The sequence below is a fragment of the Bacillus sp. GW821-FHT01G09 genome, from assembly GCF_059422205.1.
This window is the reverse complement of record NZ_JBWKWL010000002.1, coordinates 926,253-948,816: the sequence shown is the minus strand read 5'-3', so window position 1 is coordinate 948,816 and position 22,564 is coordinate 926,253. Positions and strand designations below refer to the sequence as shown.

Sequence of the window (22,564 nt, the reverse complement as noted above, 5' to 3'; positions counted from 1 at the left end):
ATTCTGAAAATTTTTTATTCCTTCTTTTTACAAGCTCGAAAATACCAATGTATAAGCGTATTGCCTAATGGATCTTAAACTCCAAATAACAAAGTCCCTCCGATAAACCAGAAAAAAGGAAATGGAAACATAATTGCATTTAAGACAATCCCATATACAGCACACCGTTTATTTGTCTTCATTGAAACGAACGCTAAAATGATTCCTATAGGAGAAAGCAATAATGGAAAAAACACCGGCATTCCTTGCCATGGAATTGACATAACTCCCGTAAAAAAATTAATAATTAGGATAGCTGAGATAATTGGAATCGTGATTGAAAAAACAGCTGCAGTTTTTTTAACATTCATATTGAAAGCAAGTCTCCGTTCTCTTTAAAATCGTAGTTTTATTTAATCTTGAGAAAGTTTGTCAAAATCTCTTTCTTTCATTTCAGGCAGAGTTATATCAATCCCTAACATTTTTATTAATTCTTGTACATAGCTTTTTATTGCAAGCATATTAAATGGGAAATCGAAATCAAATTCCTCTTTAGCGCTTAGAATATCCATTGCATACGAACAGTTATGCTTCATACCCAAAAGAATACGATTGATCAGATAACTCAAAGTGAGTAACTAAATAAACACTAATAAGGTTTCCACCTTGAGAATCAAAATCTAATAATCTTTCATCAAGTACTAATAAAAATGCAGATCTCTCATCATCAATCCCAACTGAAAAAATTCTAAGTTTCTTAGTTTCAATAACCGTTTAATGTAAGGCCCCCATAATCTAATTCTGCTTTTTCTGGTATAAATCGTTTTATGAAAGAGTATTACATGCACTTATACTCTTCTACCCAGTCGTGATATTTTTCATAAAGTGGACGTATTCGTTTGAAATCAAGAGCTATGACTTCACATCCACGATCATCATAGATAAAGAAAATAATGTCTTTTGTAATGTTCACAAAGAAAACATCAGGGTAATCAATAGAGTAACCTCCGAATTTCGGTTTTTGTGGAAAATCCTCATTACTGGCTGCTTTAAGTAATTCAGTTACACGTAAGTCTCGAGGTTTGCATAACAGGGAAAATTGTTGCATCTCGTATTCTTCAGCTTTATTGATTTCGAAAGGGTAGGGATATGTCTTCACCATAATTTGATTCAAATGATTTTTACATTTTAGAAACGGTTGATACACCTTTAATTTTCTTATACATTTCTCTTTCTTTTTGTGCTTATACATATTCGTCACAAGGAATATGTCATCATTTTGTTCAAATAATTCATTAAAAATGATTGAGGTTTGTTCATATACAACCTGAAACATCTTTAGATTCAATTCTTCATTTGCTTTGAGTTGATAGATATTTTCCCCAAGACAAAAATGGATTCCTGTGCCCCATTGATTATAGATGCTAGGAATTAATTCGAGGTTTTGAAACCTTTCCTCCATATACCCTATTAAATTCATTCATACATTCTCACTTTCGATTAATCAGATGATTTTATGTAGACCTAGAAAAATTGTAATTCCTTCCTGTGATTGTAACTTTAGTATACCATTTTCACTCTGAGTGATCGATAGGAATACGGTCTTTTTGGAACCCCCTAAAAGATAATGAACATCTGTGGCAGGTTCACTTTATTCTCTGAGTTCAATGACATGTTAAGCAATCCAACATAGATCAATTTTTACCAGAAGGGAATAATCAACCACTATATAAAGATATTCCTTCACAAAAAATCCTGACAATCATCAACAACGGATCAAACAATCGTCTGGCAAACTTAAATAGGGTCTTATTCCCCCGTGGGCAAAAGTGAAAAGATCAGTTATAAAATGATTAACGCTCGAATGGTATGGCTGCGTATCAGGTATCATCCTTAGTGAACTCACCCAAAAACAATTCACCGGAGCTCATTGAATCCCATTTAATCACTGTCATATCACTTTATATATCACCTTCATTTAACTAATATGTTCTAAGTAGAGGGTGATATTTTGTTTGTATTGCCGCACTCAATAAAGTTCAATTCCACTCTTCCTCTAAAATAGCGTAATAATATTCATCCCACCATTCATTGCCTTTTGGAATACATTTTTTAAAAAATCCTTCTCTTCTCATTCCAATCTTCTCCATAACTCGGTATGAGGGAATATTATCAGGTTGACACGTAGCTATAATCCTATGTAAGTTCATTTCTTTAAATCCATATTCCAAAATAGCTTGTGCTGCCTCAGAAGCATACCCTTTATTTTGATAATTCGGATTAAACACCCACCCAATTTCATATGTATGTTCACCAAAATACTTATAAAAAACAATATGGCCTATAAGAAAGTCTTCATCTCTTAGTATGACAGGGAATTTTTCAGCGTTATCACCTTTGTTTTTATTTACAAATGCCTTTGCATCTTCTTCAGTAAAAACCCCTTCAGGTATATACTTCATTACATTACTATCAGATGTATACTCATATACAGCTTGCCAATCTTTGAATTCAAATTCACGTATCAATAACCTTTTTGTTGTTATGTGCATTAAAGCAACTCCCCTCTAATATACTTAATCTTTATTTCAATATGAAGACAACAATAACCTCTTTAAAACTATCCTTATTCAACAATATTGCCTCTTGCTAGAACAACTCAAGGATTTCTGACTGTGAACAAGCAATGGAATATGATTCTCCAAAATAATTACCTTACCCTTCTCTGAGGGGTAATATGGGGATTTATGACAAAACTAAAGACGAAGTAAGATCATTTACTGTGGATGCAACTCGTAAGCCAGATTGCAAAGATAAAATATGTAAGAATTAAACAAACATCCCCTTACAATAAGTAAGAGGATGTTTGTTATCAACAAGATTGTTTAATTTAATTGGTATTCCTTATTAAGCTTTTTAAGAAGTGATATTTCAACTTCGTATTGGCTTCCATAAACTCTGCTTATTTTTTGCACTTCTTCCTTTGAGCCGAAGAAAATAACTTTAAAATCATCATTTACGTATTGAACTACAAAAAAAACATCAAAATCATCAAATGTATTTTTATTTATCGAAATAAAACCACTTGATTGAGCTGTTGTTTTTACACTAATCCGCCTGCCATCACTCACAACATCAAATCCATGCTGATTAGTTTGACGTGCCAGAGTGCCGTTGGTTTGGATTGCACAAATGAATTCACCGATTCTGCCAATTAAATGCCTCAATTCTGTAGGCTTACAGTTCAATACATTCATTTCATATCTCAGGATTTGGTTATATTCATTATAAAGGTTTACAAGTTGTTCTTTACTAATGATTTCGTCTTGATCATTTATTTGGTTATTAGTAACAGAAGCTTCTCGGAGTGATTTAACACCGTTTACCCATTCGCCTACGATAACTTCCTTATCTTCCCCTTTTGATTTTCTGAAAATAAGTCCTGTATAAAGAGAGTTTTCACCTAAGTATTTGTAAGAACTTCTATTCATATATTCAAAGAGGTGCTTATTAAAAGAAATCCCCTTATTATACCGGTTATAACAATAATCTGATAAAATAATGCTATCCGGATTAGTTCCGTATTTTTCTTGAAGGGTTTTCTTTACTTCTTGAGGTGAAACCAACTCATTGATCTTATTTTTCAAAGCATCCTTAATTTGCTCGTAAATTGTCATTATACTTCCCTCAAATTGCAGTTTCTTTGGTTGTTGAAATTAGTCATAATTTTTTCTTTTGCCGAAGTGTTATTCTGAAACCAGTTTATAATACTCTTGGAGATTCGGATTTACTTCCCAATATTTCGTTCCATTTGAAGACACTAGCATATCAAACCATATCTCGAAATTAGAATCTAAGTTAATCGCATCTTCAATATCATCAATTGAGTCTAGATATAGCATATAGCCTAATCCATTTTTTGATTTGTTTGTGTCTATGACATATCTTCCATCAAAATGATATCCAATTAAAACGTATCCCTCTGGGAAATCTTGAACCTCATTATATTCAATGATTCCCTCTAAGCTAAGTATTTCAATCCCATCAAACATTTCCATCCCATTGTGCTGTAACAAAAACTCTTTATAGTCATTAGGGAAAGTAACACCTAGCTTCTGTTCTATATCGCTAATTTCTTGAGGACTAGCAGGATCTTTGAAATGAAAAGTAGCATCTTCCAAGACATAACCCCCATGATGGAACACAGGAAATGTACCATATTTAGTAACTGCTTTCTTAATACCATCTAATGTCATGTGAACTAACTTTCCTTCTTCCATAAATGCTCCTCCTCCTTAAATCATCTCACTAAATTTTACCACACAGAACATTAAGATAAATTTAAAAGGGACATAAACTGTTTATTAAGAAACAATTTTACTCATAATTAAAGCAGGATTAGTGGTGAACAAAATGTAAGTGTTATATGCTGTTTTAATTACTACCCTATCTGTTGAGCCATAAGGAAACCCAATCCTTACTGCGCTTTTCTCCTCTCCCCCATAGTTTGGATCAAGAAATACATCATTGATTTCTTTGATTGGAATTTCAATTTTGGATAGCTGCCAATTGATAATTAAGTTTTCATTTGATTTTTCAACGTTGATTCCAAGCATAAAAACATTCCCCTTTTGACTATGAATTCAGTGAAACAAACACGCTTTAAAATTTAAAAATCCAAAAAGTAATACTTACGGGAAATATGACTATAAGCAAAAGAGCCCTTTCAGGCCCTTATTTTTCTTTTACCCTTGGTATGAATTTGTTACAAACTCTTTTGCTTTATTAGCAAAACAGTTTCCCAAGTGGCGGCAGCATGATCAAGATCCGCAGAAAGCTTATTGATATCCTCATTCTCAAACCCTTGAGCGAGTGAATAAAATTGATTTGTTATAGAATGCCAGATGCCTTCGATTTGTCCTATAAACTCCTTAGACTTTACTGCTTGGGCTATTACATTAACCAGGTCTATATTGATACTGTGAAGCATCCCCAAAACTTTTACTTCTAATTCTGGAATCTGTATATAATCTTCATCGCTTGGACTTTGATTTTTCTGTTTCTTGAGTAATTGACTTAAAGCTTTCCACACAGTATTGTCCTCCTATGATAGCTTCTTTAGACGTGCCTCTATGAAAATGGTCATTTGGTGATCAGCTTCACGAAATGTCTCAGCAAATATTTCAATTCCGGTATCCTAGAAACATGGCGTTCGATAATCATGCCCACGGAAGCCCCAGCTGTGTGGACCAGTTGCAAGCATAAGCATTCTGCGATTCATTACCGACCTTGTCAAAGAAATACTAAATAAAAAAACCTTTATTTTACCATTGGCTTACTTTTGAAAATTTATAAATTATTATTATATTGAAAAGTGTTGGTATGATGTATACAAGACCAGTTCCAAGTAGACCTATTACTGAACTAGCAATTAATAATATGCTGAAGACTGGTTTATTATTTGTCTGGATTGAAGCAAGCATGGTTATAATTCCCGCCAAAGCACCTAAAAACTATAAATTCCCCAAAGTGTAAGAGTCATCTATAACCGCAAACAGTTGAGCCAGTACAGAAAAAACCACTCCTAATCCCCCGGAGAAGATAGTCAATTTTTTCATAGAAATCTCCTTTTTGAAAATTGATTTAGATTTCAACGTAATTATGGATTCATTTGGTTATGACGTCAATGATAAACATCTACCTTACTCATCTTATTATTGCTGGTAGAAGTATTGAACAATGGAATTATCACAGAATTTGTCGAATTATTTATGCGTATGCGTGGAATTATTTCCCTAATTGAAAATTTAGTACATAGAATTATTAGTGACATAGACTAAAAGTGACCCTGCTTTTTAGCAGTGCCGCTCCATAATTTATTACCTATTAACATAAAAAATCCCTTGACACCTTTAGTGCCAAGGGATTGAAAGATTAATACTGAGACATATATTGTTCGCGTTTCCAAGGATGTACTTGCGTGCGGAACATGATTTTTTAGATAATATACATAATGTATATGCGTATCAGCAGTTCATTCGTATAAAATTGTAATGCGGTATGTATGATTAATTATATTTTTTGGTCAAATTTTAGTCATCAACTTAGTCGACTTGATATAAGTGTTTTTAGTAAATATCATAGCCTGATCCGCAAAGGCGCTCTTTCATGGGATAAAGAAAAGAAATTATGGATTATTTAAAGCCCGCCTTATGAGACGGGCTTTTCGGGCGAGGTTATTACCTTTACACTTTCTTAACGCCTCCGTAAACACTTCCTTTTGCAGTAGACCCTATAAACGCCTCAACAAGAGCTGAGTTTAAAACGATGCCGGCCCATTTAAAACCTACAATGGATTCAACATATATACGTGAATAAACCTCTCTATAGGCATATCCCCCATGGCTGGCATCCCGATCTTGTCCTAATACCCTAGGAGAGATTGCCAAAGCTGTCCCCATCGGGTGGCGCTGATAGTCGCCATCTTTATAAGTAGCCCAAACTTTTTTGCCGTCATATTTAAATCTTCCTTCGGCCCAAAGTGTGAAGAGCTTCGGTCCACCAAGTCCATAAGCAATACCAGTGGTCCTTTCTGTTTTTGTAGTGCCTTGGACGCTTGCATTAGAGTCTGGAGAGTCAGTTAAAGTTTTTTGCTCAAGTATCTGGATATCCCCCAGATCACCTAGATAAACCTTAACCGTACTGTTTTGTGTTTCAAAAGTAAGCACATCCCCATAGGATTTGCTTTTTTCTTGTTCAGCCATAAAGCTGTTCATATTGAAAGCTTTACCGTTGAATTTTTCTAGTTCTGATTTCATTTCTGGGAAAACATCATAAAGTGATATGTCTGGATTGCTAAACGCTTTAGGTGCTGGATTGTTTTTGTAGTGATTCGAAATTACTTTTTCGATTTTTTCCAAAGAAGAGTTTTTGGGTAGATTTTCTAAGCTGGATTTCAACAAAGGAACTGTTTTTTCAACGTAATTTCTAATGTCAGTAATATCTTGCTGTGACTTTTGTTTAGGTGCTGCGCTCGCTGCTCCACCGAAGATACTAAATACCAACGAGAAAGTCAGGCAAAAAAGCAATATCTTTTTCACGATAATCTCCTCCTGTTTATCAGTCACCTCGCCCTCTTATATACATTTCTTTACAATTTTACTTTTTCCTCCCACTATTTTTTCGGGTATAATGATATATCAGATAAACAATCAGAAAGACTAATGCAGCTACGGCAATATAGTATAATGGCATCGCCAAAAAAGGAGCAAAATTCGCTATGACCACCAATATAATGATGGCTATTCCGTACAAACTTATAAAGCGTAGTAAAGCCATATTATCCCCCCTTACTATTTCCATTATTGTAACAAAAAAAGTCAGCTACTAAAGGGCTATTTTTGATACGTAATGTCACAATTAGCAAGGGAGGATTATTATGTTATTTCAATAGCGCTTCAATTTTCGCTTTTGTCTTAGGTCCATAAATGCCATCAGCAGAAAGGCCACTTACTGATTGGAACCGTTTGACCGCATTTGCTGTTTTTGATCCATACACGCCATCAATACCGTTATTCTTCGCCCCTTTTATCCGGGTAGAAATAAAGCGCAGCCAGCGCTTTTTGAACCTGCCTTACGTCATCCCCTTTGAGCTCCCAGCAAAGGCCCTTTCGTATGTTTAAACTGAGTCATCCAGTAAAGGAACCGGCGAGCTTTTTCATCATCAAACACATAAGGAAACTCCCTTGTTCCTTCCCGACTCACATCATTTAAAAAACGCTCGCAGGCCCAAATGTGTTTTTCACACGCCTCAATCTCACCCGATATCACATCGCGCGAGTAATCAATGAGAAATTGTTTGATTGTCTTCATACGTTTTTAAACTCCTTCTCCGCAGCCGTCTTTTCCCGCTCTTCCTGGGTACGGGTGATAGCAAGTTTTGCCCGGGCAGACGGTGTAAGGCCAAAGTCATTCGCTGCTGAATTCATTTGATCAAAATAATTCTTTTGCCACTTTAATAACGGATGCTCTTCACCAACAAGCTTTATTGGGTTGCCGTCTTCGTCTTTTGCTTCCGTATGGACCATGATCCCGTCTTCTTCAATAATTTTAGAAATTGATACATACTGCGAATAGGCATTACAATAGGCAGCCAACATGCTGATGTCCGCTTCCGTGATGATTTCAACTTCTGTTAATAGAGCAGCAACCCGTTTGAATTCTTTTTTCCCGACCTTATCCAACCACGTTGGCGGTTTTATATTATCGGGCGCATTTTCATTTTCTTCTCGTGCTCAGCCCGGGCGGCCAGCTCTTCCATATTCTTTTTATTTGGGTTGCCCTGTATCAATTGGAGCGTCGCGGATTTTGCAGGCCTCGGCATGTTCTCACCTCATTTCACATCAAAAAAATTGCATTTTTTGCTTGTTTTTTCACCAATCGTGATACGATGGAATCAACAACAAAACCAGTCGTACCAAGCCCTCTCGGCAATTTCGCCGGGAGGGTATTTTGTTTTTCCAGAACTTTGAAAAGCGGTGTTTGTTTGCAGAAGAGGGGGCGCCGTTCTCCTAACGTTTCCTTCCCAGAGATTTGGATAGGGGGGAGGGTCACTTGCCCTTTCCGCCATGAACCTTGTTGTGACAGGCGTTACACAGGCTTACAAGGTTGTCCAAGTTTAATCTTTTCGCCCAATCTTCTTTTACTTACACAATATGATGCACCATGTCAGCCGGAGTGAAGCAAGTTTTCTTGTTCGTTTCCAATCTGTTGATTTATAAAAACTTGTTATTGTTTTGTTTCTTGAATGTTTGTTGTAATGTTTTGTTGCTTCTGGTTGCTGTGTTTTGTGTGCATCGCAGTACCGGCCACGGGTGAGGCTGGGGCACCCAGGGGCGGCGCATACTCTCTTCGGCCTAAGAGGCATGAAGTTGCCCGTCTATATCTTTAATCATCGAATGTACAACCTCCTAAAATAAAAAGTCTTTTCAGTTAAGAAAAGACTTCAGAGTATATATCTATACCAAAAAATGAAATAAAAAAACAATGTCTTTGAAATTTAAACACCAAAATAAAACTTAGTTGTAACCAGGCAAAGCTTTGCCCTCATCCTGAATTTCCCCTTTAATAAACTGTATAGTATATTTCATTGTTGAACGATGCTCTTTAGGTATTAGTATACTAAAAAAATAATCCTCAAAAGAGTCATACCTTAATATAAACAGTTTTTTAATAATCTTTTTTGCCCAATTACTTGGATATTTAATGTCGTAATATAACTTTAATCTTTTGTAAGTTCTATCATTGTAAAGTTTTTTTCTCTTGAAATTAAAATCATAACTTAAAAACAGCTCTGCTTTTCCATACTCGTAAAATATAAAACCGAAAATTTGCAGTAAATAGTAACATGTTCTATATTTCGAGATTTCTTTGATATTCTTTTTATCATAAGGGGCTATCTTTATTAATTCATTAAGAACTTCAACAATTAATTCGTATTTAGAACGCTCTCTCCCCACCCCCGATAAATCCTCCATATAATCAAACCGAGCTAGAGTATTATAAGCATTTATTATTCTAGGTGATGCATATTTAAGATTCTTTCCTATATGGTCACATATTTCATTCATCATTTTATCTACATTAACTTCTTTGGTGAATAAATCTTTTCTAAAAGCAGTGACATAATCATAATATAAATAAATCTCAGTTAAAATAGGAGCATATAGTTCATTATAAATTACTCTTTGATTATGCTTTCTTTCTCTTTTTAGAGTAAGTCGATGTGAAAAAAATTGAGCAACACATGCTCCTATAAAAGCTCCAATTAACGTAGTTGTTGCTGTTAATACAGCTGGCCTTAACTTTTCTGGTATGTCTGGTATTATCCATGAAAAATCCATATTATAATCCCTCCATAACTATTATCGGATAAGATCTATTGTAAAGAAACAGTCAGCGAAATTTGTCGAACGATTCTCTTGAATGTTTATTCACTCAAAACTGCACCGCACTCAAGCCGTTAACCGCCAATTGTCTATCTTGAGATTTACCGGAAGCAGTTTACAGAAAAAGCATCCTACAGGATGCTTCTGATCTTATATTTTTTATACTTTCTGTATAAAATTTGTTTTTCTTCTGATAATATCAGGTAAATACTCCTGCATGTATCTTCAGCTTTACATGCATCTTCATAATCCATAAAATGTATTGACATAGATGAAAGATATTTTTTTATTTTAAATTTCGAATCATAATCCAGAAAGTCATTTATTTCTTTTAAATTTTCACGTAGACTGTTACAAAAATCATTAATATGACCATCAATATGAACTGTCTTAGTTTGTTCAAGCAAAGTAGGGTCATCTTGAATAACAGCTATGAAGTCTAGGTAACCTCCTAATGATCCTAATAAACTATCAAGCTTTGTTAGTTTTTCTGAGACAGTACTCATAAATACTTCAACTTCTCTGGAATAAATTTGGATCTTTACACCATAGTATGTTATTAGACCTCCAACAACAGCTCCTACAAAAGCAATTATCCCAGCCCATAAAGTTTCTTTATCTTTAAAAAATTCATTTAAGATTCCTGTATAAATCAGTAAATCCCCTAATAATAAAGATAGTATAACTAGAATCAAAATAAAATCTTTTGAATCAATTTTCATATTAATACCTCCCACCTTATTATCGGTGAAAGCAATGTATAAAGAAACAATTTGCGGAATTTGTCGAACTTTTTAGATAAACTCCGGTTCCATTTGAAACTAGTGAGTTAATAACTTTCAAAAAGGGCGGCTTGATATGCTCAACTACTGTTGCCGGCACCCGTCTACCTTTCATCATGCAAGATACACAGAACGGACGCGTTGATAGATAACCGAGCCGCGCCTGCCTCCACTTGCAGTCCGTAACCCCTTTTAGCAGCGGACTCACGATACTGGTCATAGGCTAGCTTGGTTCTCTTGTGCTTTTTACAATAGCCCTCTCTTACCAGGTTAGGGCATCCAGGTTCATTACAAGGTTTCAAAAACTTATGCATAATAATAGACCACTTACAATAAAAAAGCTCTCCAATTAGGAGAGCTTTTAAAAATGTTAGATTTTTATAAATTGTATGTTAGTAAGTTCATAACGCTGAATATTAATTTTAATTATTCTCATCTGTAGGTGGAAGTAAACTTGTAGGTAAAGAATCTTCGATCTCTTTTGGAAGTAAGGTTTTTACTGCCGATTGACCAATCTGTTTTGCCGCCTGAGGATTTCTCGCACACCAATTAACTAGCTTAACCATTAAAGCAGTTGCCCATTTCTTTTTAGTTAAATATTGAACTTGGTCCTTCAACAACTCAATTTCCTGATGCAACTTTTCCTTTTCAGCATTTAGTTCAAATTCAAGTTCTTCCGATTTATCAAAGGCTGAAGAATACTTTTCTTCAAGCTCATCAAGTTTATCTTTCAGCTTTTGTCCCTCAGCTTTTGTAAAATAACTCTCAGATACTTCTTCAAACTTTTCATCAATAATCTTTTCAATTTCTTCTATTTTTTCTTGCGTATCTTTAATTTGTCTTCCAACAACTGAATTTCCCATTTCACTTCTTAAATTCTTAACCCAAGTATTAATTTCTCTTGAAAGAGTACCATAATTGAAAGCGCCACTTGTTTTTTCACGGGATAATAATTTCCCGGGACTTAACTCCAAATTTTTCATTTCTCCATCAGGATTTAATTCAAATGAAAAGTAATAATCTTTGTGATAAATATAAGTAATTTGCAAAGTTATTGCTTTCAAATAATTATTAGTTAACGTGGAGATTTTAAAATCATCCGCAGTAAAACCATTTCCCTCTAATTTTTCTCGTAAATTCATCAGAAAAGTTTGATTAATATCTAATGCCAATCATTTCACCCCTAATATGTTTTAACTAAATACAAAAAGCATCTCTAGGGATGCTTTTTGTTTATTTTTTAAAGATCAACCTATATATCATCTTCTTCTCATAATTCTCATTTTTAAACTCTGAGCGATCTAAAGAATATATATACCATTTATCGTGACGGTCTGACCAATTGGTTAGCTCAACTTTAGTTATGTCAGGATAGCTGTATGTATATGCTTCGTTAGTTTCTGGATTCTTCAAATGTATGAGTAAGAGTGCACCCGTCTTAGTTTCAAATACCTGATGACCTTTTATCTCATGTAGAATTTGTTCATCTTTTCCTGGTATATCTGGTTCAACACTTAATTCTACATGAGTATAATTGTTCAAACAGCTAATTAAAATAGGGTCAATGATCATTAAATTCACCTCCTATTTTATATATAGTCTTATACATCCTAAATTTAACACCTTATTCAAAGTTTAAGAATTGATGCTGCTAGATGAATAAAAGAGAATTGGCTCATCATAAATCCAATGAAATGCTCTTATCGTTTTATTGCCTATTACCATAATACCTTACCGAAAACAAAATGGTGTGCCGTTATTCTGCCAAGTTTGTGCCAATTAAAGCAATATACTCCCCAAAACGCTTATACCTTTAATTTCTTTTAAAATATCCATATCAATTCTCTCTAATAACTTTTTGTACGAATGATGATTTGGAACAAGTATATAAGCTTCATCTAGTTCGAATTTAAATTGATCTGGAACCCGCCATTCTCTTTCATGAGTCCAATCAATTATATGTTCTTCATTATCAAGATCATAGTTAACTATTCTCCAATATTCGTTTCTCGGTAAAAATCTCTTTGCAGTTTCTGTCTTTTCATATATAACAGGACGCCCACCCCGCTCAAAAACGTAAGGTTTAGTAAACGCTAAACCATATCCTTGATACCTTAGTTTATTTCCTAATTCATCCTTATTATTTTGTTCATGTAAAATATTTTGACTAATTCCATATGCAGGCATATCTTGAAAACAAGCTGCTCTTCTATCTCCAACTATAAAACCACTCTCTGTAGAGCTTCCCAAAATAGTTTTTTCCTCAATAATTTTCTTCAGTACAGATATAGATTTTTTTATCAATTCCCCATTTTCATCATAAACAGGCTTTGTTAAATGTGTTAAGTGACCTGTTATATCTGCCCTATAAGCTATTCTGTTTACCCATTGCTCGTGACTATATCCCATCTTTAACCTCTTCTATTATTTTTTCAAATTAAGAATAACAGATTTTGTAACATTTATCCACGAATTACCCATATGTTTTATACTGTGCAACTCGTTGAGCTGAGACAATCCCTTGTCCTCTCTATTATTAAGCCAAATCTTCAAATCACACCTGTTTTTTTAAAAAATGTATGAAAAACAAAAAAATCATCCAGCAGTTGGATGATTCATGTAAAATACTCAGCATAAGGATTAAAAAGCCCTTAAAAAATTAAATCACAGCAACACCCTGTTGCGGTGAGAACCTTTCATAATCTCTAAAGTACACATTTCTTTTCGAGCATTGAGTTTTAGCCGATTACAAAGATTTTTGAAAATTTGTCGAATTTTATTGACTATAAATCTATCAGAATGCTAACATGGAAAATAATATGTTAACATCCTTAGCATTTCTTAAATATTAAAAAAAGCCCTAAAAGGGCATTTTCGTGTTACTTTTTTTGAGATCACCAGAGGTTGCAGCCTCTGTTTACATACAATAGGTTCAGCACGCCGTGTAACGTGCTAAAACATGAGAAAGGGTGACTGTTATAGTTAAGTTGATTAAAGTGCTAGAATCATTTAGTCCTCCAAGTGAAAACCCTTTGAAATTGGAGGTGAATGATAAATGAATATGGAAGGATTGTTTCTACTCTTACTCGAAAAATTATTCGACACAAAGTTAATAATTTTCGGGAAAGAAATGAGCATTGGTTATTTAGCCATTGGTATCTTGTTAATTAGATATCATTACATTAAATTGGAAAACAGAATTACAGAAAAGATCTTAAATAGACTACAACAGTAACTATTACTTACAAGCCATCTATAACCCTAGGTGGCTTTTCTTTTTTAAAATCCTATTATCATTATGTTAAATTTAATATCCTCATTGCAAAACTTTTGTTTTAAATTGTGTTTAACAAGTTTTTATGTTTTAAAAAGTTGCAAAGTTTTTAAATTGGCTTTTATATTTTTCATCAATTTAATTCATAGGCAAAAAATATAAGCCCATTACCGATAAACTTATGATAACAAAAATGACTTGTGTTTAACAAGTTTTTTTTTGACTTTTTTATAAACAAAGAGAATAAAAAAGTCAAAAAAATAACTTGCCTTTTATATTTTTCCCGAAAAAATACTTTACTCATATTATATAAAAAATTGATTTTTTGTCACTCTTTTTTGGTTTTTCACACGCTTCTTTTTTTCGAAAAAGCCTCTCAAATAAAATCAAAATTGTGACCCTTTTTGGTTTTTCACGCGCTTCTTTTTTTCGAAAAATCCTCTCAAATAAAATTAGAGTTGTGCACCCTTTTTGGTTTTTTACGCGCTTCTTTTTTCGAAAAAGCGTCTCAAATAAAATCAAAGTTGTGCACCCTTTTTGGTTTTTTACGCGCTTCTTTTTTTCGAAAAATCCTCTCAAATAAAATCAAAGTTGTGCACCCTTTTTGGTTTTTCACGCTTTTTTGTATAAACCTCTTCTCTAAGAGCAAACGCCAGCCTATAAAGTGCTTTTGCTTTCACTCGATAAAAGCTCCGCTGACTTAATCCCATTTCGGCATATACCTCATAATCATACATTTCATCCTGCTGCATATAGAGCATGACAATAACCTGGCGTTCCTTAAGCGAAAGACGGTTAACTGCTTTTTGGATCCTTTTCAAAAAACGGTTACGCTCAATCTCCCAATCAAGACGCTTTATCGCATTCTCTTCTGTTGAAGAATAAAACTCATTTGTAATACTCGGCGGCACAATGCTGTAAGTCGGTGTGATCTTTGGTAAAGAATCGTCTGGAACCTGTAAGAGATAAAGCCGGTATTGATCCAGCAACTTCTCAACTTTTAATTTAGTCGCTTGTTCGTTAATCAGAGGTAATTTCATTATCTTTTGACTCATGGTTTAATCTCCTTTTATAAATTCCAAGCAAAAAAAATCACTGAAGCAGACTGCTTTTTAAAGCTGTCTGTTTCAGTGATCTCCAGTTAACTGGTAGAGCATTGCATATTAAATAATTGTCTTAGTAAAACGGTTAAGCTGATAAAGAGCAATTGGGTATACTGTTTGGAAAATAAGTAATACATCTTCTTTTTCGGGATGAGGCCCAGCATGAGCACCTACAAGCGATAAATAATTATAGTATCCATTATATAGCCCTTTCCCTTCTTTATCATAAAACTTATTACTCTGGGTTAAAATAGGTGGGTTACTTAAAGATAATTTCTGCCTCATATTATTTTGCGAGTCATTTTCTCCATTACTTTTTTTATCTAAGTTTAAATACTTAGACATATCTAAGATTAAAGATTCAATAAACTTTCTAGCATTACTAGCGGCATTTCCCCATTCAGCTTTTACAAAAGCTTTCTCCGCATTCTGGATATGTAACAAGGAATCCACAAAGATAGATTTATACTTTTCTAAAAGGGACTGAACTTCATTTTTCTGTTCTCCTATTGACCGACTAACTATTGTTTCTAACAAACCTCCTTTAAGAACATTAAAGCCGTCCAGTAACAGATGATTCTTAAGTAACTCCTTTTTATAAACCCTGTTCTTACCGAAAAGCGCTAAAGAATCTTTGAACATTTCATCATCGGAAAATATCTCCAAAGCTAGATCTTGAGCAATTTCCAACAAATTATCATCACTTATTTGCTCAGAAATTACATACTTAATCATATTAGTAATTTTTTTATTTACACTTACTTGTTCGCTCAAATCGATATCAAAATCATGTTTTAAGCAAAACATTTCAATTTCATTGTGTGTAGAAAAACCTTTTTGTTCGAATAATTCAACAATAGTTTTATGGCTAAAAATCAAAATTCTTCCCCCTCATCAATTCGAATCCGCTTCACTCTCTCTTGGTGTGTAATAATTTTTGTTTCACCATGGGAAGGAAGCTCTATCAACTTAGCTTTTCCATCTCCAACCACAACAGCAAAGTTATTCCTGTACTTCATTATATCAATCTCCAGCCTTTTAGTACTATGGTTAATAATTAAATTTTCAACTCTCATTATTTTATCTCTCCGATTTCAATTTTGTTTGATATTCAAGCAAACAAGTATTCATTTTGGTTTTAAATCTCTCTTGCATATAAAAATTAAGTGCTTGTTCCGAATCTTCGAGCTGAATCGTTTTTTTCTCATAAACTAAAAACTCAATCAGCAGAATGAGAGAATAATAATTATACTGAAGCGCCGCTTGATACCATTCTCTAACCGTCATACCTACGCTCCAAATTTAAGAACAAGCCGTACTCTTTAATGAATACTAAAGTAACTGTACCAACAGGACCGTTTCTCTGTTTAGAAATGATGATTTCGATGATGTTTTTACTTTCACTTTCCTTGTCATAATAATCGTCCCGATAAAGAAACCCAATGACATCTGCGTCCTGCTCAATTTGCCCTGATTCTCTTATATCAGACATCATTGGGCGCTTATCCTGCCGCTGTTCTACGCCTCTTGAAAGCTGACTAAGAGCAATCACACAAATGTCTAACTCTCGAGCCATATGCTTGAGCATGCGACTTATTTCGCCTATTTCTTGTGTTCTGTTCCCCCTATATTTTGCTGATCCTGTAATCAGTTGCAAATAATCAATAATGATCAAGATATCTTTGCCGGCATACTCCCGTTTCATTTTTCTTGCCTTTGACCATATTTCGTTAACTGTGACGCCTGGACGATCAAATATTCTCAGATCAGCAGAACCAAGAATGCCATTTGCTTGTGAAAGCTTGTTCCAGTCATTCGCTGTCAAATTTCCCCTACGCATCGCATCTGCATTGATATTTCCGAGAATTGAAGCCATTCTTTTTAAGAGCTGCTTACGTGACATTTCAAGAGAGAAAATCCCTACCGCCCCGCCGCTATATTGATTTAATGCACTACCCATAAAATTAGCCGCAACGTTTAAGCAAAAAGCAGTTTTCCCGACAGACGGCCGAGCGGCAATGATGACCAATTCTTATATGAACCACCAAAATTATCCACACAACAATGCGAAATGCAATGGAGAAAGCAGCAATATTAGGAAAGCTCAAAAAAATCCTTGTTATGGTATCGAGATTAAAACAAATAAAAAACGAGAATACTATATGGAGTTTATCAATTGCGATGACATACCTCTTTTTTTACGTGTAGCATATGAATATGGTTATATGTACTATATTTTCTTTAAAACACTCGGAAATACTGGCATGCACAAAGGCGAGACTGCTGCTTTACAGTGGTCAGATATTGATTTAAAAAATAAAACCAGCTCAATTTCTAAAACTCTAGATTTTAAAGCAGCTTCAAAAGATGAATTATTTGGCGACCCTAAGACTTATACATCCAGGCGTATTATTACTATTGATCAAAGGTTGGTAAATGAACTTCACGAACTTAGAAAACGACAAAACAAAGATAAACTTCAGCTTAACGGGATCTATCACCATGACCTTAACTTAGTCTTCACTCGCAAAGATGGTTCACATTATAATGCTTTTGTCCGAATACTAAATAAAGCTGGTCTAGAAACTCCCTATTCACGCCCTTCATGACACACATGCTGTTTTGTTCCTTGAGTCAGGTGCTTCAATGAAATATGTAGAAGAACGACTGGGTCATAAAAGTATTCAAGTTACGTCAGATATTTACTCACATATCAGCAAAAAGATTGATAGGGATTCAATGAATAAGTACGAAAATTATATCTCCACTATTTTGGAGTAATTTTTAATTGTTTTTTTGTGGGTGTTTTGTGGGTGGTCTATGATTTATATTAAGTTATTAAAATTGTTAACGAATCAAAAAATCCCTTGACACCAATAGTGCCAAGGGATTGAAAGATTAATACTGAGACATATACTGTTCGCGTTCCCAAGGATGTACTTGCGTGCGGAACATATCCCATTCGATTTCTTTTGCTTCGATGAAGTGTTCGAATAGGTGCTCGCCCAGCGCTTTGACCATGACTTCGTTTGATTTGAATTCTTCTAGTGCTTCCGCAAGTGTTGCTGGAAGGTCAACGATTCCGTTTTCCATGCGCTCTTCTTTGCTCATCACATAGATGTTGCGGTCGATTGGAGCCGGCGCTTCCAGTTTGTTTTTGATTCCGTCTAATCCTGCAGCAAGCAATACGCTAAGTGCAAGGTATGGGTTTGCAGCTGGGTCTACACTGCGTACTTCAACACGTGTGCTGATGCCGCGAGAAGCCGGGATACGGATAAGCGGGCTTCTGTTTTGCGCGCTCCATGCTACATAACAAGGTGCTTCATAGCCAGGAACAAGACGTTTGTAAGAGTTTACTGTCGGGTTTGTTACTGCTGTAAAGCTTGTTGCGTGCTTCACGATACCTGCAATGAAGTGCTTCGCTGTTTCACTTAACTGAAGATCTGCGTTTTCGTCAAAGAATGCGTTAACACCATTTTTGAAGAGTGATAGATTGCAGTGCATACCTGAACCGTTCACACCGAACAATGGTTTTGGCATAAATGTCGCATGCAGGCCGTGTTTACGGGCAATTGTTTTGACAACTAGTTTAAATGTTTGGATGTCATCACAAGAGCGGACTGCTCCAGCATATTTAAAGTCGATTTCATGCTGACCAGGTGCTACTTCGTGGTGAGACGCTTCGATTTCAAAGCCCATCTCTTCAAGCTCAAGTACGATATCGCGGCGGCAGTTTTCTCCTAAATCAGTTGGAGCTAAGTCGAAATACCCGCCTTTGTCGTTTAGTTCAAGCGTCGGCTCGCCTTTTTCGTCCAATTTGAATAAGAAGAATTCAGGCTCAGGCCCAAGGTTAAAATCACTGAAGCCGAGGTCTTCCATTTCTTTCAGAATCCGTTTTAAGTTGTTTCGCGGGTCACCTTCGAAAGGTGTGCCATCCGGATTGTAAATATCACAGATGAAACGTGCTACTTTACCTTTTTCAGCTGTCCATGGGAAGATAACAAATGTATTTAGATCTGGATACAGGTACATGTCTGACTCTTCGATACGAACGAATCCCTCAATAGAAGAACCGTCAAACATGACTTTATTATCAAGCGCTTTTCCAAGCTGGCTTACAGGAATCTCAACATTCTTGATTGTTCCAAGAATGTCAGTAAATTGAAGACGGATATACTTCACGTTTTCTTCTTTTACTAATTTTTCGATATCTTCTCTAGTGTACTTTGCCATTTGGTAAAATTCCTCCTCTTAAAAGGTAAATGTATATAGCAAAACAGTTGCTAACGGATTAATGAAAGAAGCGGGACATGTCGCCTTGACGGAATGTATTCCCTCTTTGAAAACGGCCGGCTTGCATGAGCTCGTTTTTCAGGAGCTGTCTCAGTTCGTCATCGGACAGATCATGTTTCATTGGTTTTTTCGTCTTCTCGTTTTGTTTTTGTTCTGGCTCGGCTTCGGCTTTCGCCAGAATCTGTTTAATTCCTGCCATGTTTACACCTTGTTCTATCAGGTGCTTGATTTCTAACAGTTTATCTACATCATGAAATGAAAATAATCGTCTATTTCCTTCACTTCTGGCTGGAAATATCAGTCCATTTTCCTCATAATATCGAATTTGTCTTGCTGATAACTCAGTTAACTGCATGACAATTCCTATTGGAAATAAAGGCATTGAGCGGCGAATATTATCACTCATCTCAATTTCCTCCTTTTCTTAACTTAGTTTCATTATAGGTGATGTTATATTATGTGTCAATACGATGTAAGGATTCTTAACATCAAATCCAGAGAAATTTTTAAAAAATTTAAATTAATTGCTTTTCCATCAATGAATCCACTGCACTGCATATGGCATTCTTCACATGCGAATAGGTTAATCCTCCCTGAACATACGCTACATACGGCGGGCGGATAGGGCCATCAGCTGATAATTCGATGCTTGCTCCTTGAATAAACGTCCCTGCTGCCATAATGACATCATCCTCGTATCCAGGCATGTAGGCTGGATAAGGCGTCACATGAGCATTGATTGGCGATGCAAATTGAATAGCCTGGCAAAAAGCAATCATCTTTTCTCTGTCAGAAAACTCAACGGATTGTATTAAATCCGTTCTTTTCGCATCCCATTTCGGGTTTGAAGTGAAGCCGAGTTTTTCAAGGAATCTCGCTGTAAACACCGCTCCCTTTAGACTTTGAGACACAACGTGAGGCGCCAAAAAGAAGCCTTGGTACATTTCTTGGAGCGAGTAAAGAGATGCCCCCGCTTCTCTGCCGATGCCGGGTGACGTCATACGGTATGAGCAAGCTTCAATCCATTTCGCTTTTCCGACGAGGTAGCCGCCTGTTTTCGCAAGGCCGCCGCCGGGATTTTTAATGAGAGATCCCGCCATCAGGTCGGCTCCGACATGGCAAGGCTCAAGCTCTTCCACAAATTCTCCGTAACAGTTGTCCACAAAGACGATCAGATTTTCATTGATTTCTTTTACAAAACGGATCATTTCTTTTATTTCACTAATTAAGAAAGAAGGGCGATTCGCATATCCTTTTGAGCGCTGAATACCGATTACTTTTGTCTTCGGATTGATCGCAGCGGCGACTGCATCATAGTCTATCTTTCCGTCTTTCGTCAGATCAACCGCATTATAGCCGATTTGAAAATCCTTTAACGAACCAGCGTTTTCTCCACCCCTGACGCCCACAATTTCCTCTAGCGTATCATACGGCTTGCCCGTTATATAAAGGAGCTCGTCCCCCGGTCTGAGGACACCGAACAAAGCAATTGAGATGGCATGTGTGCCTGAAATGATTTGCGGCCTTACAAGCCCCGCTTCTCCGCCAAACACATCCGCATATATGCTTTCAAGCGTGTCTCTTCCGATATCATCATAGCCGTATCCAGTAGACGGCGTGAAATGAGTGTCGCTTACTTTGTGTTTTCTATAGCTTTGAAGCACTCTCCACTCATTTCGCTCGCTGATTTCTTCTATTTGTTTATGAATGCCGGCAATGTCCGCTTCCACTTCCATTGCCGTTTTCTTTAATAATTCTCCGTGTGTTAATGTGTCAAACATGTCTTTATATTTCCTTCCTACATATACTTCTTTAATTCACCGATGATACTTTGCTCTTCTTGGACATAGCCGGATATGTCATACTGTTCATTTTCTTCATTAAAATAGAAGCGGTCTACCATCGTTTCCGATTTGATTCTGGAAAGGAGCTTCCCTTCACTTGCCGGCACATGTGCTTCAAAAGACGTTAACAGTTCTTGGCGCAAATAGCGCTGAATCGCTTCTTTAAAGGCTGCAGCGTCGTCCTCAAATTTCGCACTGACCATAATGTGATCCCTTCCGGCGGACGGTATAAAATCAGGCAGTTTTTGATCACGTTTATTGTAAGCCGTCAGCATCGGGATATCATCTGCTTCAAGCTCCTCGAGAAGCCCAAGCACTGTTTTTTCATGTCCCGCATAATCCTCATTTGAAGAATCAATTAAATGCAGGATCAAATCCGCTTCTTTTACTTCCTCAAGCGTTGAGCGGAATGCAGCAATCAATGTCGTCGGAAGATCCTGAATAAATCCTACTGTATCTGAAAGAAGAACACTGTAGCCGCTTGGCAGGACCATTTTTCTGGTCATCGGGTCCAGCGTGGCAAACAGGAGATCTTCTTCATAGCTGTCAGCACTCGTCAGGCGGTTGAACCATGTTGATTTCCCTGCGTTTGTATAGCCGACAAGCGCAATTTGAAGCACACCGTTTTTCTTTCTTCTTTCACGGTATCGGCTTCTATGGCGAATGACAGTGGAAAGCTGTGTGTTGATTTCATGAATGCGATTTCTGATATGGCGGCGGTCGGTTTCCAGTTTCGTTTCCCCGGGACCTCTTGCCCCAATTCCTCCGCCTTGCCGGGAGAGATTGATCCCTTGTCCCGTCAGACGCGGCAGTGCATATTGCAGCTGAGCCAGCTCAATTTGAAGTTTGCCTTCTCTCGTTCTCGCCCGCTTTGCAAAAATATCTAATATCAATTGCGTGCGGTCAATCATCTTCACTTCAATTGCTGTTGCCAATGACTTCAGCTGACTTGGCGACAGTTCATCATTAAAGATGAGGAGATCAGCTTCAAGCTCTTCCACCAGTGCCTTCAGCTCTTCTACCTTCCCTTTTCCTATATATGTAGCGGCGTCAGCCCTGTTCCGTTTTTGTGTGACGCTGGTCAGTACTTTTCCGTCTGCTGTTTTTGTCAGAGATGCTAGCTCTTCCATAGAATTTTCAAAATGCTCATCCGTGATATGCGGCAGCTGACATCCGACTAAAATGGCTTTCTCCTGAATCGTTTCTTGTTCGTTCAAATGGATGTTCCTTTCTTTTGCATATTGGGCAGTAGTATTATCATACCAAACCCTGCATGTGTATACCACAAATCGATTGCTTTGAAAAGCGGAAATACGAGCAAAAAACAGACCTCTCAAAAACA

The 22,564-nt window shown here is 36.2% G+C and carries 22 protein-coding genes and 9 pseudogenes; 2 read left to right on the top strand and 29 right to left on the bottom strand.

Translation table 11 applies throughout. The annotated features are described in order from the left end of the window. Positions 1-74: 74 nt before the first annotated feature. The 3 genes and pseudogenes from AC07VD_RS10055 to AC07VD_RS10045 all read right to left on the bottom strand — a co-directional run bounded on the left by AC07VD_RS10055 (position 75) and on the right by AC07VD_RS10045 (position 1,459). Complete coding sequence (locus tag AC07VD_RS10055; RefSeq protein WP_124059895.1) at positions 75-350, bottom strand: YnaG family membrane protein; 276 nt, start codon at positions 348-350, stop codon at positions 75-77. 42 nt (positions 351-392) lie between these two features. Further along, positions 393-711, bottom strand: a pseudogene (locus AC07VD_RS10050) (hypothetical protein). 106 nt (positions 712-817) lie between these two features. Continuing rightward, positions 818-1,459, bottom strand: coding sequence for a DUF3885 domain-containing protein (locus tag AC07VD_RS10045; protein WP_124059894.1), 642 nt, complete (start codon positions 1,457-1,459; stop codon positions 818-820). 153 nt (positions 1,460-1,612) lie between these two features. On the opposite strand from AC07VD_RS10045, the pseudogene AC07VD_RS10040 reads away from it, so the two are divergent. Beyond that, positions 1,613-1,843 (top strand): annotated as a pseudogene (locus AC07VD_RS10040) (SOS response-associated peptidase family protein); the annotation flags it as partial. A 175-nt stretch (positions 1,844-2,018) separates the two neighbouring features. On the opposite strand, the gene AC07VD_RS10035 reads toward AC07VD_RS10040, so the two are convergent. The 22 genes and pseudogenes from AC07VD_RS10035 to AC07VD_RS09930 form a co-directional block, all read right to left on the bottom strand. Beyond that, positions 2,019-2,531 (bottom strand): GNAT family N-acetyltransferase, encoded by a 513-nt coding sequence (locus tag AC07VD_RS10035; RefSeq protein ID WP_124059893.1) that lies wholly within the window; start codon positions 2,529-2,531, stop codon positions 2,019-2,021. A gap of 333 nt (positions 2,532-2,864) precedes the next feature. Then, positions 2,865-3,656, bottom strand: coding sequence for a DUF7225 domain-containing protein (locus tag AC07VD_RS10030; protein WP_494721731.1), 792 nt, complete (start codon positions 3,654-3,656; stop codon positions 2,865-2,867). Between the two features lie 69 nt (positions 3,657-3,725). Then, positions 3,726-4,160 (bottom strand): SMI1/KNR4 family protein, encoded by a 435-nt coding sequence (locus AC07VD_RS10025; RefSeq protein WP_072175706.1) that lies wholly within the window; start codon positions 4,158-4,160, stop codon positions 3,726-3,728. 183 nt (positions 4,161-4,343) lie between these two features. Next, positions 4,344-4,595 carry a SunI/YnzG family protein gene (locus AC07VD_RS10020; protein WP_014479887.1) on the bottom strand — a complete coding sequence of 84 codons (252 nt, stop codon included), beginning with the start codon at positions 4,593-4,595 and terminating at the stop codon, positions 4,344-4,346. A 129-nt stretch (positions 4,596-4,724) separates the two neighbouring features. Beyond that, positions 4,725-5,071 (bottom strand): annotated as a pseudogene (locus tag AC07VD_RS10015) (hypothetical protein). 232 nt (positions 5,072-5,303) lie between these two features. Further along, a pseudogene (locus tag AC07VD_RS10010) lies at positions 5,304-5,597 on the bottom strand (hypothetical protein). A 627-nt stretch (positions 5,598-6,224) separates the two neighbouring features. Continuing rightward, positions 6,225-7,079, bottom strand: a complete 855-nt coding sequence (locus AC07VD_RS10005; RefSeq protein WP_131227446.1) for a hypothetical protein — start codon at positions 7,077-7,079, stop codon at positions 6,225-6,227. Positions 7,080-7,420: 341 nt separating this feature from the next. Beyond that, positions 7,421-7,619: pseudogene (locus AC07VD_RS10000) on the bottom strand (peptidoglycan-binding domain-containing protein); the annotation flags it as partial. A 13-nt stretch (positions 7,620-7,632) separates the two neighbouring features. Continuing rightward, positions 7,633-7,851, bottom strand: a pseudogene (locus AC07VD_RS09995) (terminase large subunit); the annotation flags it as partial. Further along, a pseudogene (locus AC07VD_RS09990) lies at positions 7,848-8,362 on the bottom strand (phage terminase small subunit P27 family). The pseudogenes AC07VD_RS09995 and AC07VD_RS09990, both read right to left, overlap by 4 nt. Before the next feature lie 226 nt (positions 8,363-8,588). Continuing rightward, positions 8,589-8,905 (bottom strand): annotated as a pseudogene (locus AC07VD_RS09985) (DUF8602 domain-containing protein). Between the two features lie 151 nt (positions 8,906-9,056). Further along, a complete protein-coding gene (locus AC07VD_RS09980) occupies positions 9,057-9,881 on the bottom strand; it encodes a hypothetical protein (protein ID WP_494721730.1) in 825 nt (274 codons plus the stop codon). A gap of 176 nt (positions 9,882-10,057) precedes the next feature. Continuing rightward, positions 10,058-10,648: a hypothetical protein gene (locus AC07VD_RS09975; RefSeq protein WP_494721729.1), complete on the bottom strand. Its 591-nt coding sequence runs from the start codon at positions 10,646-10,648 to the stop codon at positions 10,058-10,060. Between the two features lie 164 nt (positions 10,649-10,812). After that, complete coding sequence (locus tag AC07VD_RS09970) at positions 10,813-11,022, bottom strand: DUF8602 domain-containing protein (RefSeq protein ID WP_494721728.1); 210 nt, start codon at positions 11,020-11,022, stop codon at positions 10,813-10,815. 108 nt (positions 11,023-11,130) lie between these two features. Beyond that, complete coding sequence (locus tag AC07VD_RS09965) at positions 11,131-11,880, bottom strand: hypothetical protein (protein ID WP_494721727.1); 750 nt, start codon at positions 11,878-11,880, stop codon at positions 11,131-11,133. Between the two features lie 61 nt (positions 11,881-11,941). Further along, positions 11,942-12,280 (bottom strand): hypothetical protein, encoded by a 339-nt coding sequence (locus AC07VD_RS09960; RefSeq protein ID WP_229147561.1) that lies wholly within the window; start codon positions 12,278-12,280, stop codon positions 11,942-11,944. 207 nt (positions 12,281-12,487) lie between these two features. After that, positions 12,488-13,117 carry a DUF2971 domain-containing protein gene (locus AC07VD_RS09955; RefSeq protein ID WP_494721726.1) on the bottom strand — a complete coding sequence of 210 codons (630 nt, stop codon included), beginning with the start codon at positions 13,115-13,117 and terminating at the stop codon, positions 12,488-12,490. 1,440 nt (positions 13,118-14,557) lie between these two features. Further along, entirely contained in the window at positions 14,558-15,037 is a 480-nt protein-coding gene (locus AC07VD_RS09950; protein WP_494721725.1) for an ArpU family phage packaging/lysis transcriptional regulator, read from the bottom strand. A 108-nt stretch (positions 15,038-15,145) separates the two neighbouring features. Next, positions 15,146-15,964 (bottom strand): hypothetical protein, encoded by an 819-nt coding sequence (locus AC07VD_RS09945; RefSeq protein WP_494721724.1) that lies wholly within the window; start codon positions 15,962-15,964, stop codon positions 15,146-15,148. Continuing rightward, a complete protein-coding gene (locus AC07VD_RS09940; protein ID WP_494721723.1) occupies positions 15,961-16,161 on the bottom strand; it encodes an XtrA/YqaO family protein in 201 nt (66 codons plus the stop codon). The genes AC07VD_RS09945 and AC07VD_RS09940 overlap by 4 nt, the downstream gene beginning before the upstream one ends. A gap of 4 nt (positions 16,162-16,165) precedes the next feature. After that, the gene (locus AC07VD_RS09935) at positions 16,166-16,372 is read right to left on the bottom strand and encodes a hypothetical protein (RefSeq protein WP_229150158.1); all 207 of its coding nucleotides are present in this window, start codon (positions 16,370-16,372) and stop codon (positions 16,166-16,168) included. After that, positions 16,362-17,117 (bottom strand): annotated as a pseudogene (locus AC07VD_RS09930) (replicative DNA helicase); the annotation flags it as partial. The gene AC07VD_RS09935 and the pseudogene AC07VD_RS09930, both read right to left, overlap by 11 nt. Here AC07VD_RS09930 and AC07VD_RS09925 point away from each other — a divergent pair. Next, a complete protein-coding gene (locus tag AC07VD_RS09925) occupies positions 17,104-17,694 on the top strand; it encodes a site-specific integrase (protein ID WP_494721722.1) in 591 nt (196 codons plus the stop codon). The pseudogene AC07VD_RS09930 and the gene AC07VD_RS09925 sit on opposite strands and share 14 nt — an antisense overlap. A 289-nt stretch (positions 17,695-17,983) precedes the next feature. On the opposite strand, the gene glnA is transcribed toward AC07VD_RS09925, so the two are convergent. The 4 genes from glnA to hflX form a co-directional block, all read right to left on the bottom strand. Beyond that, positions 17,984-19,318 carry a type I glutamate--ammonia ligase gene (glnA, locus tag AC07VD_RS09920; RefSeq protein WP_003231737.1) on the bottom strand — a complete coding sequence of 445 codons (1,335 nt, stop codon included), beginning with the start codon at positions 19,316-19,318 and terminating at the stop codon, positions 17,984-17,986. A 58-nt stretch (positions 19,319-19,376) separates the two neighbouring features. Then, positions 19,377-19,784: a transcriptional repressor GlnR gene (gene glnR / locus AC07VD_RS09915; protein WP_003238341.1), complete on the bottom strand. Its 408-nt coding sequence runs from the start codon at positions 19,782-19,784 to the stop codon at positions 19,377-19,379. A gap of 109 nt (positions 19,785-19,893) precedes the next feature. Further along, the gene (locus AC07VD_RS09910) at positions 19,894-21,159 is read right to left on the bottom strand and encodes a methionine gamma-lyase family protein (RefSeq protein ID WP_029317829.1); all 1,266 of its coding nucleotides are present in this window, start codon (positions 21,157-21,159) and stop codon (positions 19,894-19,896) included. Positions 21,160-21,176: 17 nt separating this feature from the next. Next, positions 21,177-22,439, bottom strand: coding sequence for a GTPase HflX (hflX, locus tag AC07VD_RS09905; RefSeq protein ID WP_029317828.1), 1,263 nt, complete (start codon positions 22,437-22,439; stop codon positions 21,177-21,179). Positions 22,440-22,564: the final 125 nt, after the last annotated feature.

Bases quoted from the DNA above. Each gene is read 5' to 3' on its own strand.
- AC07VD_RS10030 (WP_494721731.1), bottom strand. From the start codon at position 3,656: ATGACAATTTACGAGCAAATTAAGGATGCTTTGAAAAATAAGATCAAT.
- glnA (WP_003231737.1), bottom strand. From the start codon at position 19,318: ATGGCAAAGTACACTAGAGAAGATATCGAAAAATTAGTAAAAGAAGAA.
- AC07VD_RS10055 (WP_124059895.1), bottom strand. From the start codon at position 350: ATGAATGTTAAAAAAACTGCAGCTGTTTTTTCAATCACGATTCCAATT.
- AC07VD_RS09925 (WP_494721722.1), top strand. From the start codon at position 17,104: ATGATGACCAATTCTTATATGAACCACCAAAATTATCCACACAACAAT.
- glnR (WP_003238341.1), bottom strand. From the start codon at position 19,784: ATGAGTGATAATATTCGCCGCTCAATGCCTTTATTTCCAATAGGAATT.
- AC07VD_RS09950 (WP_494721725.1), bottom strand. From the start codon at position 15,037: ATGAGTCAAAAGATAATGAAATTACCTCTGATTAACGAACAAGCGACT.
- AC07VD_RS09980 (WP_494721730.1), bottom strand. From the start codon at position 9,881: ATGGATTTTTCATGGATAATACCAGACATACCAGAAAAGTTAAGGCCA.
- AC07VD_RS10035 (WP_124059893.1), bottom strand. From the start codon at position 2,531: ATGCACATAACAACAAAAAGGTTATTGATACGTGAATTTGAATTCAAA.
- AC07VD_RS10020 (WP_014479887.1), bottom strand. From the start codon at position 4,595: ATGCTTGGAATCAACGTTGAAAAATCAAATGAAAACTTAATTATCAAT.
- AC07VD_RS09960 (WP_229147561.1), bottom strand. From the start codon at position 12,280: ATGATCATTGACCCTATTTTAATTAGCTGTTTGAACAATTATACTCAT.
- AC07VD_RS09975 (WP_494721729.1), bottom strand. From the start codon at position 10,648: ATGAAAATTGATTCAAAAGATTTTATTTTGATTCTAGTTATACTATCT.
- AC07VD_RS09955 (WP_494721726.1), bottom strand. From the start codon at position 13,117: ATGGGATATAGTCACGAGCAATGGGTAAACAGAATAGCTTATAGGGCA.
- AC07VD_RS09940 (WP_494721723.1), bottom strand. From the start codon at position 16,161: ATGAGAGTTGAAAATTTAATTATTAACCATAGTACTAAAAGGCTGGAG.
- AC07VD_RS09935 (WP_229150158.1), bottom strand. From the start codon at position 16,372: ATGACGGTTAGAGAATGGTATCAAGCGGCGCTTCAGTATAATTATTAT.
- AC07VD_RS09910 (WP_029317829.1), bottom strand. From the start codon at position 21,159: ATGTTTGACACATTAACACACGGAGAATTATTAAAGAAAACGGCAATG.
- AC07VD_RS10045 (WP_124059894.1), bottom strand. From the start codon at position 1,459: ATGAATTTAATAGGGTATATGGAGGAAAGGTTTCAAAACCTCGAATTA.
- AC07VD_RS09970 (WP_494721728.1), bottom strand. From the start codon at position 11,022: ATGCATAAGTTTTTGAAACCTTGTAATGAACCTGGATGCCCTAACCTG.